Raw genomic sequence first — 15,109 nt, forward strand, 5'->3', positions numbered from 1 at the left:
TAACTAGTAACGACAGTGAAATACCAAAAAAAGATGAGAGCAATGCGCTAAGTATGACTTAGCGCATCTTCTATTAGGCTTTATTGAATGGATTACGGGTATCTTGGTCGGCATCTAGATTACGCATCAAAATTGCGTGATCTAAATCGATATCTTCTGGCAGAGGAATTTTAACAATATGACCTGAGCCTTTTGCATCGCTAATGGCTTCGCCTTTTTTGTTTTCCATAAAATCCAGTTCGAAGTTGATGTTGCCTTTTGGTGTCATAAGTTCAAGTGAGTGACCAGTACAGAACTTATTTTTCACATCAATTTCAACTAAGCCATTATCGTTGCGACCTAATACTTCACCCACAAACTGCTGTTTATCTGACACCGAATGACCGTACTCATAGTTTTGATAGTCTTGATGAGCATGGCGTTTTAAAAACCCTTCGGTATAGCCGCGGTGCGCTAAGTTTTCGAGGGTTTTAAATAAGTTTGCGTCGAATGGACGACCAGCAACGGCATCATCAATGGCTTTACGATACACTTGTGCAGTGCGAGCAACATAGTAGAAAGACTTGGTACGGCCTTCAATTTTTAAACTATGCACGCCCATTTTCGTTAGTTGATCAACATATTGAACTGCACGTAAATCTTTTGAGTTCATTATGTAAGTGCCATGCTCGTCTTCAAAAGCAGGCATGTATTCACCTGGACGCCCTTGCTCTTCAAGCATGAATACTTCGTTACTTGGCGCACCATCACCTAGGGTTGGGATCACCGCTTTAGGGTCGATTTTATGCACCATTTCGCCGGTTTCATTTTCGGTGCCGGGTTTCACATCGTAGTTCCAACGACATGCATTAGTGCACGTTCCTTGGTTTGGATCGCGTTTATTAATGTAACCCGATAGCAAACAACGGCCAGAATACGCCATGCAAAGTGCACCGTGAACAAACACTTCAAGTTCTGTATTAGGGCATAGTTCACGAATTTCAGCAATTTCTTCAAGCGATAATTCGCGCGATAAAATGACTCGTTCAATACCCTGCTGAGCCCAAAAGTTCACTGTGGCATAGTTCACCGCATTGGCCTGCACAGATAAGTGAATTGGCATATCTGGCCATTTTTCACGCACTAACATGATAAGCCCAGGATCAGACATGATCAGCGCATCTGGTTGCATCTCAATGACTGGCTCAATATCGCGTAAATACGATTTTACCTTGGCATTATGAGGAGCAATGTTCGACACTACATATAATTTTTTATTTTGCGCATGGGCTTCGTCGATACCGGTTTGCAGGTTATCTAAGTCAAACTCATTGTTACGAACACGAAGGCTATAACGAGGTTGGCCAGCGTAAACGGCATCTGCACCATAGGCAAAGGCATAACGCATATTCTTTAAACTACCCGCAGGTGATAACAACTCAGGCGTAAAAGGACGAGGGGTCAAAATAGGTGACGACATGAAAGCTCCACACATCGAACCGAGTACAAGTCGGTTGCATGAATTAATACAAGAATGAAGCGCGGCAGTATAATAACCTGCCCAGTAATTTTATTGATCTAGATCATGATTGATTCATAGAGCTTATTGTTGAGTAGGTGACAAACGAAAAAAGCGCCATAAGCGCTTTGGTCATAACAACAATATAGGGGAGTAGTTAGTGGGCTGAGCCATCTCCGCCACGTAATACGTTATTAGATGCTTTACATCCATTTTCAGCGATATAATCAACAGCCGCTTTGGCTTGCACTATGCCCCAGCCGTAAGCATGATCATAACCCATATCTCCCTGATCATCGGCAGATGCCCTCAGTGCTAACCGAATGCCATTTGCAGAACACTCAGGATAATTACTCCATACTAATGCAGCTACGCCGGAAACATGAGGAGTTGCCATCGAAGTACCTGATTTAAAGTCATGATCTGAAAACTCAGCGACTGTTATTGTGGTTTCCTTACCGAGGTTGTCCATTAAATTAAGACCCTCATTTCTTGTCACAGAGCCAGCAATCATAGAAGTAGGGTTAATAGTGCCGATTAGCTGGCTTTGGTTATTATTACGAATAATAACTCCCACACCGCCATCCGCTTCACACTGCTCTACTTTTTTATAAAACGGAATTTCCCCTCGTTCGATTAGACAGATTTTTCCTGTTACATCTCCACAGCTCTGAGTACCTAAACCACAATCAACGAGCTCCCCTGTCACAGTACCAAAACGCGAGCCATCCATACCATAATATTGGAAATTAACAGTATCTTGCGTGACATTAAATTTTGAAAAGCGCGCGCGGTCAACAGGCACAGTTGAGAAAATATTAACGCCTGGCGCTGCTAGTTCAATTTGACTGCTTCGCTGAGAAAAGCTTGCATGATTTTTAGTGCTATCAACCGCTGCGACTGAAATCACACTGTCATAAGAGGCAGGGTAGCTATGTGAAGCTTCACCAGCATTTCCTGCTGCCGCAACCATTAATATATTTGCACGAGCAACTTTATCTAACGCTTTTTCTTCAATCGGGCTTGAGTATTTTCCACCAAGGCTCATTGAAATAACCGTTGAACCGGCTTGCTGGCACTCATCAATCGCACCTGCTAAATCCGAAGCGTAAGCCCAGCTACCATTACCTGCAAAAACACGCACAATGTGCATATCAAGGGAATGATCATCGACAATCCCTGTCGTACCAAATTCATTGTCGATTGCAACAATCGTGCCAGCAACATGAGTGCCATGACCAAATGGATCTTGATACCACACACCAGCACCACCATCGTCTGAGCCTGTAACACCAGCACTCGGCAAATCTGGGTGCTCTAAGGCATAACCGCTATCAATTACACACACTTTTTGTCCGCCTTGATATTGAACTTGATCAGCTTGAACCATCGATAAACCATAAGGAATATATTGCGAAGCGCCTTCAGACATTAACTTTCTTGGTACGTCAGGGTAAAAAGTCTTTACGTTTGTAAGCCCTGTAACATTGGCTAACTGAGTTTTATCAATCGAAATTGCAAAACTTTCTAGTGAACTAAGCTCTTTTTCTATTTTAATATTATTTGATAACAACTCAGATTTAAGCGCTGAGGCTTTATTACTATTTGCTTCTAGAACAATTCGCATTGATTGATCAGCTAAAGAAGGAAAACTATAAGCAAGAGCAATGCTTGCCGCTAAAACTGTTTTTTTATTTATCATCATTAAACTCCTTCTCTACTCTGCGTTGTCGTCATTTTTGCTACTTGGGCAATCTTTCACTTGTACATTGCCACTTATTGTTCCGGCATTGTTATAGCCTTGGTATGGACCAGACTCGAGTAACATCACATTCAATAACCCATTTGCACCAAATCCAGATTTAATACCTTCAGAAATATCCATCATGCATGCAAAGCCAACCCCCTCTCCAGGCAGGCTAGGATTGGTTGAGTTATAATTAAACTCAACTTGATACATCCCCTCAGTGCAAATATCTTGTTTGCAAAATAATCGCTCATCACCAGACTCTGCCCCATCAGGTGATACAGGATCTTCACTACATAAGCCTGCACCATAAACCTGTGCGTTAAATGATACTCCTCCAGATTGTTGCCAATCTAATGCAGTTACATCTTTGTAATTTACTTTTCCGCTTACTTCTCCATCACAACGAGCTGCATGTGCTGTAAACACAGCTTTTCCAGCCCCACCCTTTGAATTAAGAGTGCCGCCAGCGTTAACTTGAGCGTCTAACTTTGCACATCCACCCATAATAGCGAATGATGTGATTAACAACCCTAACTGCGCTTTTTTCATATTAATTCCTTGTTGTTTGTTTTTATTAAAAACAGCTAAAACCACTCAATAATAAAATATATTTAATTTATACAATTAGTTATGAGTGACAAAACAAGTAATAGAGGAAGTAAAATGAGAATTCAACACACTAAAAAGGGTAAAAACCATGGCAAGAAAAACGATTAAATTTACTGTAAAAAAACACCTTAATTAACAACATATTAAAATAATATTTACACAATATAAAAGTGTATCAATCTGTACCAAAATGTAATCAAGCACTTAAATATTATAAACACAGACAAAAACTAGCACTTTAGAGCTACAGAAATTAAACTAAGCAAGGACTTATACAGAAAAGAAAAAAGGTGACCAATCCTATGGCCACCTTTTTAGATCAAACTCAATTAACTATCCAGGGTAATTGGTTTGGATTTGCTAATGTTAACAGCAAAGCCCTTAACATTGATATTTTTATACGCCAGTTAAGCGTTCTCGGCGTTTTTTCCACAATAAGAACTGATAACCAAGTAGGCCATCGGCCTGAATATTGATCCGCCCACCTGCGGCTTTTATTACTTGCAATTGCTTTGGCCTATCGTCGAATTCAAATTTGAATTTATATGACGTCAGTGTTTGCTTAATCAAACTAATGGCAAGCTCGTGCTCTTTTGCAGCCTGAATGGTGACCATTTCATCCTGATTAAAGCGGTACTTAATTTGTTTATTTGTTGCGATTAGTTTCGGCATCAAATTAGCGATATGTTCATTCCAGTGCGCAGACTTTTTTGCGTATTCCATTGAAGCCGCTTCATCTAGCTCCCATGTGGTCAATAGCTCTTCAGGAACATTAAACCCTTTGTTGGTTGAGCTTGCAGCTTGATGGGTTTGCGCACTAGCTTGATCAGGAATAAAGCTTAGAATACATAACCATATTATTGTTATTAATGAACTTTTATACATTAGCAGGCCTTTGTTACAAAGATATTGAAATAAAGGCCCAGCCACCTAGCCGGACCTTTAAGCGCTTAACACAAAATGGTATTAGTCATTAATATGTGCGCAGCGGCCAAATTCAGCACCTGCCGACACCGCATCAACCACTTGCTTAGGGAAGCTAAGTTCACGGTCGCGGCCGTTATCACATACAAATGCCTTATTCGCGTCAATTTCTATTGATAAAACTGCGCCAGCAATGCCAGCCATGATTTCAGAACCATCAGCACTTAGACCAAACATGTTATCGGTAAGCAAGCCTTTTGCTTCAGTAACCCCCTGCTTAGCAAAGAACTCTGCTGATGACATCCAGCCAATACCTTTTAAATAAATAGCGCCAACAAAACCGCCAGATAGAGGGCTACCAGCGCGTCCGGTGATCATCGATAAGTCCTCATTTGCATCAAGAACCATCACTGAAGGTAAGCCAAATCCTAGTTCAACTAATTCTTCATGGCTGTAGCCTAGGTCGCAATAGTTGGTCCAGAAACTTATCGCAGGAATGTTGTCACACCAACGTAAGCTACCAATTTTTTGAGTTGTATTGGTTACTGTATCCCATACTTTAACGCCAGCAGGACGACGGTTTTCGATGGCGCCAAAGGCGACATAACGACCATTTTCAGAAATAACTGAATTGTCGATTGCACCAAACTCCGTGTAGGTATCAACAAGCTCGCCATTTACCCAGGCAATTTGCGTAAAGCCATTCGTTGAACCTGTAATGGTTTCGCCATTACCAGAGATACGATCTGCTCGTGCCCATGCCGTACGACGAATTTGCTCATCGCCATTCATAATAGCGATTTCTTTACCGCTACCATAAGAACGGTCAACCATTTGGGTGCCAGGTAAAACGCTTGCTTTACCCGTGTTTGCATCCCAAACAGTAGGCATACCAACTGAACGCGCAGCTTCGCCTTCAGCACAGCGATTTGAACCATCGTATGGGAAGCGTGTTGTACCAACAATCAATTTACCATCATCATCCATATCCCAGATGCTATGTGAGCTTTGCCCCTGCTGACTTGAAAGCGAGCAACTATTCCCCGTTAAATCTTCAAGCATTGATACTTTGCCAGAGTTTATATCCCAGACGCCGCCTTGCATCACTCCATTATCATTAAAGTGTGCGGTAATAGCAGCTTTAGTGGCTGTTTTGTTCATTGCTGTGCTTGTAGAGCTTAATAAAGCGTAGCCATCAGGGCTTACTAAAGTATCAAACGAATTAGTCGCACTGTCGTATAAGAAAGGAATACCCGAAGAGGTTGTTCCAAGTGCTTTTTTACCGTTTTTAGCGTGATCCATTACAAACGCTGAAATCAGTGGCGTATATTGAATACCATCTTGATAACCGTTGAAGAACATCTCAACTTGTTTAGTTTCACCCGCTGAAACAACTATCTCTGTCATCGCACAGGCATTATCTATTCCCGGGTTTGCACTTTCGTTGTCATTCCAATATTCAGCTTCAGAAAGAATATTCGTTTGCTGAGTTGGATAACCACCGGCATTGATCTCTTGAGTATAAAGAGCATAACGTGCCCCAGGCGTTAAGCCATTAATGGTAAATGAGCCATCTGGGCCGATACGGCCTTGTGTCATGTTACCTGACTGTTGGCTGATCACATCTTCGTAAGGGTTATCAAGGTTACGCGCTATTAAATTCACCCCTGAGTACTCTACTCCCTCTTTTGTTAAGAGCTTACCTTGAATAGAGCCAAACTGTGATTTGTACTCACTGGTAGGATAGAGATCTGAAATATTAACGATGTCATCTTTCACATTAATGGTGTGTTGATTTGCACCAGCACTGCCGCGCACATTAATAAACGGAAACATGGTCTCAATGGCAGAATAATCTAACATACTAGAGCTGGTAAATTTAGTTACACCTTCACAACCTGGTACACCGTCATATTGCGGGCTATAACTTGCCGACATATACACTAAATGGCCATTTGCTTGTGAATGAGACATATTGATCGCATGACCAAATTCATGGGTGAATACCCCACCAACTTGCGTGCCATCGGTATCACTAATATCAACAAACCAGCCATTCATTAAGGCTGTCGCTTCGATTATTTCGCCGGTTTCTTCATCGGCCCATTCAGGGAATGCAATACCTAAAACAGCGCTTCTTGGCACACCAAAATAGTTTTCTAAAATACCACCATCAGTGTCGTAATTGACCCAAAAGCCATAACCGTTCTCAACACCATAAATTTGATCAACATTTTCTGCAGTCACATCCGCAATGCCTGTTTTCTCAAAAATCGTGCCCTGCACTGACATCTCGAAGGTCGACGTTTCTACATCAGACCACTCTTTCACAGCATTCGCCGTTACTTTGTTGGCTTGCTCAATCGTTAAAAATGTATAATCTCGGTCAAGTTCAGTGTATGCAGGGATCACTGTGCCATCAGGTAAAGTAACATCAACGTTAAAAACAGTGCCTTTTTCAAGTACAGTGAAGGTTTCGACATCGTTACCGTCTTTATCTTTGATAAGTTGGCCGCCATCTGTCCACACTGGAATACTGCCTTTTGAGGTGTCCCATTTATATGGCTGCATTGTCGGTTCATGAATATAAAGTGGGCCACCGGCTAACGCACCTGTCGAAATAGTTGCAAGGGTTAATGCTGCTGCGATTTTAGAAAATTTCATTATTGTTGTACTCCAGACAGTTCACCTACTAAATCCATAAAAACTCCCACATCGACTGCGCCTGGTGTGGTTAAGAGATTTTGTTGCTCTGCTGATAAGCTGCTGGTATCTAACCCTTCAAAAACGCCTTTGTTAGCAAAAATGTTTTCTACTTTGCCATTGCGCACTACAAATTTACCTTGAGCTAAACCAACGGTCGTTTGAAACCCTGTGATTGATGCTGGCTTATACATAAAGGCAATCACTTGTTCGCCTTCACGCCATTTAGAGAAGCCCTCTGGTGTTGCACCTAAATACACTTTGCCATTGCCCATAGAGCGGGGCTTGATCAAGCCAAACTGACGAAAAGTGTAATTTGAATCCTCTTTTAATTTGCCTTTAGCATCTGACGAAACCTGAATAGTCACTTCGGTATAGGGACGATTGTTATCAAAACCATCTGTTACGCTTACCACCTGACCGGCAATAATGTTCTGTGACTCAACAGCCATCTCTTTTAAGTTTTGTTGTTTTAGTTTCATTGCATTGGCTGCGGGGCTCAAAGTCAGCATGGTGCCAAGTGCAAAAGCTGACGCGCATGACACCTTAGAAAGTGCACTGCGTAGTTTCATTGTTCTCTCCTTTGATTATTCAAAATAAAAATGGAAGTAAGATTTTTGGTTTATAAAAAATCAATTCACCAATATTTTATGATTGAATAAGTTCAGGAATTCACGAAAAACCATGTAGCGTTTTGTACACTTAAATTTAACATTTCGATTACAATTTTATTATTGCTATTTTTCTATGAAAAGATAGATTAAATTCACAATAAAAATCAAAAATAGATTATTTTCAATAATTTAAAACAATCCCATTTTATCATGGGTAATTAGCTTACCCATGATAAAGTGAATAAAAGGTTAACAGATGGTGTTGTTTTTACATTTTTTAAATGTGTTATGGAGAAGGTAAATTTATACCAATTAGCTTAGTTGGGTGAGCAAATTGTAAGCGAGTAGAGATTGGGTATGTCAGCAGAGAAGCCCCACGACAATAGCTGATTAATAGCAATTTAAAACAGCTGCACTTCTTCAGTTTCAAGCGCAAAGGTTTTGCCGTTTGCAAAACTTATATCGATATAAAAAATATGACTACTCTCAACTTCAGGAGCTTGGTTAGGTTTAAGCTCAATAAATATAGGTGCTGTAGTGGGTAATACGCTCGTGAAGTCTTCTACATTGGCATAGTTGCCATCACTGTAATAATCAAAATCAGTAACAAACATTTCCGTTATATCAAACACACTATTTAAACTCATACCCGCAGTGAGTTCATTGTTGTAATCAGCGCTTGAGTATATATTAATCGCTGTAATGGTGTTCGCGCTCCCTAGTACCACAGCTGGGATAGCACACTCTGCATACTCTTTATTAGGGTCGGGCTCATTTCCTTCACTATAAACGCCTTCACCAACACCGCCTAATTTAATGGTATAGGCATCATAGGCGAGTGCTGTATTAGCTTTGCTTTGCTCTGGGGTTACAACATAATTATTAATATCGATTGCAATGGGGTAAGGAGAGCACTCAAGCTCATCGTTTGAGTCTGAATTACAGCCAGCTAAACAGCTTGCAAGTAAACTAGCCAGTAAAAGATTTTTCATTATTGTCCTTATTAGTTTTATCATTTCCTGAGTTAATAATTGCCTATAAAATAGCCCACAACAAGTACTTAACTGCTAAAGTTCGCTCACACTTTATACCCGTGTTGCTATACATGGTTAGGGTTCATGAAAATGCCATCAAATGACTATTTAATTAAATTAGGAATTTTCACGTAAAGCGCGTATAATTCGCGCCCGTTAATATTTAACCTTTTAAATTTAAAATTATTGGAGCATAAAGATGGCTTTAGAGCGTACTTTTTCAATCGTAAAACCTGATGCAGTTGCTAAAAACCACATCGGTGCTATCTACAACCGTTTCGAAACTGCTGGTCTTAAAATCGTTGCAGCTAAAATGGTTCACCTTTCAAAAGAAAAAGCTGAAGGTTTCTACGCTGAGCACAGCGAGCGTCCTTTCTTCGGTGCTTTAGTTGAGTTCATGACATCTGGTCCAGTAATGGTTACTGTTCTTGAAGGTGAGAACGCAGTACTTAAAAACCGTGAAATCATGGGTGCTACTAACCCTGCTGAAGCACTAGCTGGTACTTTACGTGCTGACTACGCAGACAGCATCGACGAAAATGCTGTTCACGGTTCTGACGCTGTTGAATCAGCTGCACGTGAAATCGCATACTTCTTCGCTGACGAAGAAATCTGCCCACGTACTCGTTAATTTCGAGTTCACAGCTAAGTCTGTGATGCAGAAGAAAAAGGGCTTTCGGGCCCTTTTTTAGTCATTAGCTAAGCTTATTGTAAATATGTTTAGCTAATGACTAAGTCGATTAAATAATGTACAATCGCGCACCCAAACTACTTACCACCGTCACTGATTGAGGTTGTTTCATGACCACTGAAAAAAAGATTAATTTATTAGATTTAAACCGAGATGCAATGCGTGAGCTGTTTGTATCATTCGGTGAAAAGCCATTCCGTGGCGATCAGGTGATGAAATGGATTTATCATTTTGGCGTAGACAATTTTGACGACATGACAAACGTCAACAAAAAGCTAAAAGAGAAACTAAAAGCTGAATGTGAAATTGTTGCTCCTGAAATCTCAGTTAAGCAAGTAGCAAGTGATGGCACCATCAAATACGCCCTGATGCTACAAGGTGGCCAAGAAGTAGAAGCTGTTTGGATCCCAGAAAAAGACCGTGCAACTTTATGTGTTTCATCACAAGTAGGTTGTGCCCTTGAATGTACTTTCTGTTCAACAGCACAACAAGGCTTTAACCGTAACTTATCAGTATCTGAGATCATCGGTCAGGTATGGCGTGTTGCAAAAGACATTGGTTTAGATGGCGATAGCACTAAGCGACCAGTTACTAACGTGGTAATGATGGGTATGGGTGAGCCATTACTAAACCTTAAAAATGTAGTACCAGCAATGGAACTTATGATGGACGACTGGGGTTTTGGTTTATCGAAGCGTCGCGTTACTTTAAGTACCTCTGGTGTGGTACCTGCTCTTGATTTATTAAAAGAGAAAATTGACGTAGCGCTGGCTATTTCACTTCACGCGCCAAACAATGAACTACGTGATGTACTGGTACCAATTAATAAAAAGTACCCTATCGAAGAGTTTTTAGCGGCGTGTCGTCGTTATATTGATGGCTCTAAAGCAAACAAAGATGTGACTATCGAATACGTTATGCTACAAGGTGTAAACGACAGCACAGATCAAGCTCACGAATTGGTTAAAACTCTTAAAGGTACACCTTCAAAAGTGAACCTAATTCCGTTTAACCCATTCCCAGGTAATGAATATGGCCGTTCGAGCAACAGCCGCATCGACCGCTTCTCTAAAGTATTACAAGCAGCGGGAATTACCTGTATTGTTCGCCGTACCCGTGGTGATGATATTGACGCAGCTTGTGGTCAATTAGTGGGTGATGTTGTAGACCGTACTAAACGTTTAGCGAAAAAGAAAATGCGCGAAGATAACGCTATTGCGGTAAATGTTCACCAAGCATAAGCGTAACTTTTAAAGATAAGCCTTTGTGACAAACTCGTTATTTTTAAAATAATAGATGCAACACAAAGGCTTTTCGGTAAGATAGGCATACGGAATCAAAGAAGAGATTAGGTAATGCGTTCTATACTTGCCATTACTGTTAGTGCAATAGCATTAACAGGGTGTGTTACAGAAAACAGCTACAATGGTAGCGACAGACCCGTTGTTGAAAAAAAGATTAATAATACCGGTGCTGCTCGTACTCGTATCGCCCTTGCGTTACAGTACTTAAAGACAGGCAACAACTCGCAAGCAAAATATAACCTAGAACGTGCCGCAGACTTTGCCCCTGACCTTCCTGAAGTACACTATTCTTTAGCTTATTACTATCAACAGGTTGATGAACCTGAGCTAGCAGATAAAGCCTATCAACGCGCACTAAAAATCGCCCCTAATGATCCGAACACCTTAAATAACTACGGTGTATTTTTGTGTGGCATTGGCGAATACGACCGCGCAGCAGAAGAGCTTCTTAAGGCGATTTCAATTCCTAGCTATATCCGTGTAGCTGAAAGTTACGAAAACTTAGCCTTGTGCGCGATTGAATTTGATGATTTTGAAAATGCAGAAAAATACCTTAAGTCAGCACTAAATCACAGCTCACAGCGTCCTTCTTCAATGATAAGCCTTGCTGGTTTGTATTACGCAAAAAGCGATCTTCATAAAGCTGAAGATATCATTGAAAAATACGAATCTTTAGGCCGAGTAACACCTCGAGCACTCATGCTCAGCTACTTAATTCAGCAACGCATGGGCCATATTGAAAAAGCTGAAACAACGGCAGGTATTATTCTACAAACCTATCCAGGTTCAGTAGAAGCGAAAACCATTTCATCTGGGCAAACTAAACGCTCAGAATTTGAAGTTCTACGAGAAAAATACCGTCAAGCGCAGCTTGAAGAACTGAAAATCTCAAGCGATAACAGCATAGTTAGCAAAGATCAGCCAAAAATTCGCATCGTGAAAAGAAAAGCGCCTGCTAAACAAGCTGTTGTTGCACAGGCGTCAGTGGCTGCTACCGGGCAAAGCCTTGTAAAGACCACAAATGTTCCAACAACTTATGAACAAACTTCTCTAGTTGAGCAGCCAACTGTAAACAAAACTCAACCCGAGCCACAAACTGTAGCGCAAAGTAATAAGCAGGTGCCTACTGAGGTAAACTCAGACAGCGAAGAAAAGCCCGTAACAGAGACTTTAGCCTCTTCACAAACGAGCGATACAACGCCAGAGACGCTCACAAAGCAAACTGACGAAGGTTTCCAAACAGTTTCCTCTCGTAAAGTTGAACAAACTCCAGTTATTGCAAAGCAGCAAACAGACGCGCAAAGCAATGATGAAGTGACCATAGTGTCATTTGGTGCACCGCAAACGCCAAGCGTTCAACAACAAACGCCAGCAAACTCGCAAAATACCAAAAATGATGCCAGCACTGTGGTGTTTTACGAAGCAGAAAAAGACGAAAACGTATTTAGTGGCAGTCAAACAACGGCGTCAACCGCAAATAGCACTGACTTTAGCGTGACAAACGAGCCGCTTAACTTACCCATGCTGAACGCAAATGTACCGGCGCTGAATATCCCGTATCATATTATTGAAAATGGTGAAAACCTCTTTAGCATTTCGGTGCGATACAATGTTAAACTACAGAAGATTTTGCTGTGGAATGGCTTAAAAGAATCGGATCGTGTACAAAACGGTACTCGCATTTATTTGAACGATCCGAACATTTATCACGACATCAATGATGGCGACACACTCTTTAGCATAGCCACACAGCATAGCGTATTGATCGATCAGTTAATGCGCTGGAACAAATTGAGCCCAGATGTCGCCCTAGAACCTGGGCATAGACTCTTATTGGTAGATCCAGACTCATACGCATTATGAATGAAGAAAACAATTTAGAACAACCACAAGAAACGCTCGGCCAAGCGCTAAAAAAGCGCCGCGAAGACGCAGGAATGAGCCTTGAGCAACTTGCTGGTGCATTAAAGTTATCAGTTTTACAGTTACAACGACTAGAAAACGACGAGCACGAACTACTAGGCCCTGCGACCTTCGTAAAAGGTTATATCAGAAGCTATTGCCGTGAGCTTAAAATCGATAGCCAAGCCATGCTTGAATTACTGCCTGAGCACGTTGAGCCTGAGAAAAAGTCAAAAATGCAGAGCTTTTCTCGCCGCACAGAAAAAGAAGCACATGACAGCCGTTTAATGCTGTTTAGCTACTTTATCGTAGCGGTGATCATTGGCTCGTCTGTGTTTTGGTGGTGGCAAAATAGCAACCAGAATATCGAAGAGCCGGTCACGACTGCGATGCCAAACCAACTTGAAAGCAGTGATATTTCACCTGACTTAACTGTAGAAGCACCAGCTGAAGAAACCATTCAACCACTCGCTGAAGGCGAGCAAGAAATCGCTCAGCCTGAAGCTGATGCGCCAACGACCAGCAACGAAGCACAAAATCAAGCTGCATCACAAAACCAATCTGCTGCTCAGCCACAAACTGAAAAGGCAGATCCTGAGCACAGCGAAGTGGTGATGCACTTCAATGAAGATAGCTGGGTAGAAATTCACGATGGCAACGGCGATCGCATCGCTTTTGGTGTTAAAAAAGCAGGTTACATTATGACAGTAACCGGCCCACAGCCGTTTAATGTAGTATTAGGCAAGCACCAAGTAGTCGACATTACTTTTCAAGGTCAAGCCGTCGATACCTCACATTTTGCCAAAAATCGCTTAGCTAAATTTACTTTACCGTTATCAGAGTAACCGCAATGTTTTCAGAATCTCCTATTAAACGCAGAAAATCGACCCGTATTAACGTAGGTAACGTGCCAATTGGTGATGGTGCGCCAATTGCCGTTCAGTCGATGACTAACACCAACACCCTAGATATCGATGCAACGGTTGCACAAATTCAAGCTATTCAAGATGCCGGCGCCGATATTGTGCGTGTGTCTGTACCAACCATGGAAGCAGCTGAAGCATTTAAAAGCATTAAAGAACAAGTCACTATCCCGCTGGTAACAGATATTCACTTTGATTACCGTATTGCATTAAAAGTGGCTCAGTATGGTGCGGATTGTTTACGTATTAACCCGGGTAACATCGGAAGCGAAGAGCGTATTCGTGCCGTTGTAGACTCTGCACGTGAGCATAACATTCCGATTCGTATTGGTGTTAATGGCGGTTCATTAGAGCGCGACTTACAAGAAAAATACGGTGAACCAACGCCAGAAGCTTTACTTGAATCAGCTATGCGCCATGTTGAGATCTTACAACGTTTAGACTTTGATCAATTCAAAGTATCCGTTAAAGCGTCAGATGTATTTTTAGCGGTTGGTGCGTATCGATTACTTGCCAAAGAAATTGACCAGCCTCTGCATTTAGGTATTACCGAAGCCGGTGGTATGCGCTCAGGTTCTGTTAAATCAGCTGTTGGCTTAGGTATGCTACTAGCCGAAGGCATTGGTGACACACTGCGCGTATCCCTTGCTGCCGATCCGGTACAAGAGATCAAAGTTGGTTTTGATATTTTAAAATCATTACGCATTCGCTCTCGCGGCATTAACTTTATTGCTTGCCCGAGCTGCTCACGCCAAGAGTTTGATGTGGTAAGCACCATGAACCAACTTGAAGAGCGCCTTGAAGACGTGGTTGAGCCTATGTCTGTGTCGGTAATTGGTTGTGTAGTAAATGGTCCTGGCGAAGCACTTGTAAGTGATATTGGCCTTGCTGGTGCGAACCGTCGCTCTGGCTTATACATCAATGGTGAGCGCCAAAAAGCACGTATCGATAACGATAACATTGTCGACCAACTTGAAGGCTATGTGCGCGACTTTATCGCTAAAAAAGAGAAAGAAACGCCAATCGACATCAAAATCGTTGAATAATTCGCATATACTCGGCAAACCCTTGGGTTTGCCGTTTACCTTTACCGCTTAGACGGTATAATGACGGGTCAATTTTTTAGTTTTTCTTGAGGCGCGATTTTTTCAGCGCAA

12 protein-coding genes are annotated in these 15,109 nt (G+C 41.7%); 5 read left to right on the forward strand and 7 right to left on the reverse strand.

Annotated features, from left to right (window positions below):
- Positions 1-73 precede the first annotated feature (73 nt).
- From trhP to VRK28_RS04345, 7 genes are all read right to left on the reverse strand, one after another.
- Positions 74-1,459, reverse strand: coding sequence for a prephenate-dependent tRNA uridine(34) hydroxylase TrhP (gene trhP / locus VRK28_RS04315; protein WP_332393551.1), 1,386 nt, complete (start codon positions 1,457-1,459; stop codon positions 74-76).
- A gap of 196 nt (positions 1,460-1,655) precedes the next feature.
- Positions 1,656-3,203 carry a S8 family serine peptidase gene (locus tag VRK28_RS04320; protein ID WP_332393553.1) on the reverse strand — a complete coding sequence of 516 codons (1,548 nt, stop codon included), beginning with the start codon at positions 3,201-3,203 and terminating at the stop codon, positions 1,656-1,658.
- 12 nt (positions 3,204-3,215) lie between these two features.
- Positions 3,216-3,797 (reverse strand): hypothetical protein, encoded by a 582-nt coding sequence (locus tag VRK28_RS04325; RefSeq protein ID WP_058584534.1) that lies wholly within the window; start codon positions 3,795-3,797, stop codon positions 3,216-3,218.
- 456 nt (positions 3,798-4,253) lie between these two features.
- Positions 4,254-4,742, reverse strand: a complete 489-nt coding sequence (locus VRK28_RS04330) for a hypothetical protein (protein ID WP_332393556.1) — start codon at positions 4,740-4,742, stop codon at positions 4,254-4,256.
- A gap of 81 nt (positions 4,743-4,823) precedes the next feature.
- Positions 4,824-7,445: a hypothetical protein gene (locus VRK28_RS04335; protein ID WP_250660807.1), complete on the reverse strand. Its 2,622-nt coding sequence runs from the start codon at positions 7,443-7,445 to the stop codon at positions 4,824-4,826.
- Positions 7,445-8,056: a hypothetical protein gene (locus VRK28_RS04340; RefSeq protein WP_332393560.1), complete on the reverse strand. Its 612-nt coding sequence runs from the start codon at positions 8,054-8,056 to the stop codon at positions 7,445-7,447. The genes VRK28_RS04335 and VRK28_RS04340 overlap by 1 nt, the downstream gene beginning before the upstream one ends.
- Before the next feature lie 443 nt (positions 8,057-8,499).
- Complete coding sequence (locus VRK28_RS04345; RefSeq protein ID WP_332393562.1) at positions 8,500-9,090, reverse strand: hypothetical protein; 591 nt, start codon at positions 9,088-9,090, stop codon at positions 8,500-8,502.
- A 241-nt stretch (positions 9,091-9,331) separates the two neighbouring features.
- Between VRK28_RS04345 and ndk the strand changes: the two genes are divergently transcribed.
- The 5 genes from ndk to ispG all read left to right on the forward strand — a co-directional run bounded on the left by ndk (position 9,332) and on the right by ispG (position 14,998).
- Complete coding sequence (gene ndk, locus VRK28_RS04350) at positions 9,332-9,763, forward strand: nucleoside-diphosphate kinase (RefSeq protein ID WP_036972405.1); 432 nt, start codon at positions 9,332-9,334, stop codon at positions 9,761-9,763.
- Positions 9,764-9,933: 170 nt separating this feature from the next.
- The gene (locus tag VRK28_RS04355; protein WP_250660805.1) at positions 9,934-11,064 is read left to right on the forward strand and encodes a bifunctional tRNA (adenosine(37)-C2)-methyltransferase TrmG/ribosomal RNA large subunit methyltransferase RlmN; all 1,131 of its coding nucleotides are present in this window, start codon (positions 9,934-9,936) and stop codon (positions 11,062-11,064) included.
- Positions 11,065-11,178: 114 nt separating this feature from the next.
- On the forward strand, positions 11,179-12,990 hold the full coding sequence (gene pilW, locus VRK28_RS04360; protein WP_062565863.1) for a type IV pilus biogenesis/stability protein PilW: 1,812 nt from the start codon (positions 11,179-11,181) through the stop codon (positions 12,988-12,990).
- The gene (locus VRK28_RS04365) at positions 12,987-13,874 is read left to right on the forward strand and encodes a RodZ domain-containing protein (protein WP_062565864.1); all 888 of its coding nucleotides are present in this window, start codon (positions 12,987-12,989) and stop codon (positions 13,872-13,874) included. The genes pilW and VRK28_RS04365 overlap by 4 nt, the downstream gene beginning before the upstream one ends.
- A 5-nt stretch (positions 13,875-13,879) precedes the next feature.
- Positions 13,880-14,998, forward strand: coding sequence for a flavodoxin-dependent (E)-4-hydroxy-3-methylbut-2-enyl-diphosphate synthase (gene ispG, locus VRK28_RS04370; RefSeq protein WP_054553525.1), 1,119 nt, complete (start codon positions 13,880-13,882; stop codon positions 14,996-14,998).
- Positions 14,999-15,109: the final 111 nt, after the last annotated feature.

Source organism: Pseudoalteromonas sp. P80D2 (assembly GCF_036680945.1).
GTDB classification, from domain to species: Bacteria; Pseudomonadota; Gammaproteobacteria; order Enterobacterales; family Alteromonadaceae; genus Pseudoalteromonas; species Pseudoalteromonas shioyasakiensis.

Bases quoted from the DNA above. Each gene is read 5' to 3' on its own strand.
- trhP (WP_332393551.1), bottom strand. From the start codon at position 1,459: ATGTCGTCACCTATTTTGACCCCTCGTCCTTTTACGCCTGAGTTGTTA.
- VRK28_RS04320 (WP_332393553.1), bottom strand. From the start codon at position 3,203: ATGATGATAAATAAAAAAACAGTTTTAGCGGCAAGCATTGCTCTTGCT.
- VRK28_RS04325 (WP_058584534.1), bottom strand. From the start codon at position 3,797: ATGAAAAAAGCGCAGTTAGGGTTGTTAATCACATCATTCGCTATTATG.
- VRK28_RS04330 (WP_332393556.1), bottom strand. From the start codon at position 4,742: ATGTATAAAAGTTCATTAATAACAATAATATGGTTATGTATTCTAAGC.
- VRK28_RS04335 (WP_250660807.1), bottom strand. From the start codon at position 7,445: ATGAAATTTTCTAAAATCGCAGCAGCATTAACCCTTGCAACTATTTCG.
- VRK28_RS04340 (WP_332393560.1), bottom strand. From the start codon at position 8,056: ATGAAACTACGCAGTGCACTTTCTAAGGTGTCATGCGCGTCAGCTTTT.
- VRK28_RS04345 (WP_332393562.1), bottom strand. From the start codon at position 9,090: ATGAAAAATCTTTTACTGGCTAGTTTACTTGCAAGCTGTTTAGCTGGC.
- ndk (WP_036972405.1), top strand. From the start codon at position 9,332: ATGGCTTTAGAGCGTACTTTTTCAATCGTAAAACCTGATGCAGTTGCT.
- VRK28_RS04355 (WP_250660805.1), top strand. From the start codon at position 9,934: ATGACCACTGAAAAAAAGATTAATTTATTAGATTTAAACCGAGATGCA.
- pilW (WP_062565863.1), top strand. From the start codon at position 11,179: ATGCGTTCTATACTTGCCATTACTGTTAGTGCAATAGCATTAACAGGG.
- VRK28_RS04365 (WP_062565864.1), top strand. From the start codon at position 12,987: ATGAATGAAGAAAACAATTTAGAACAACCACAAGAAACGCTCGGCCAA.
- ispG (WP_054553525.1), top strand. From the start codon at position 13,880: ATGTTTTCAGAATCTCCTATTAAACGCAGAAAATCGACCCGTATTAAC.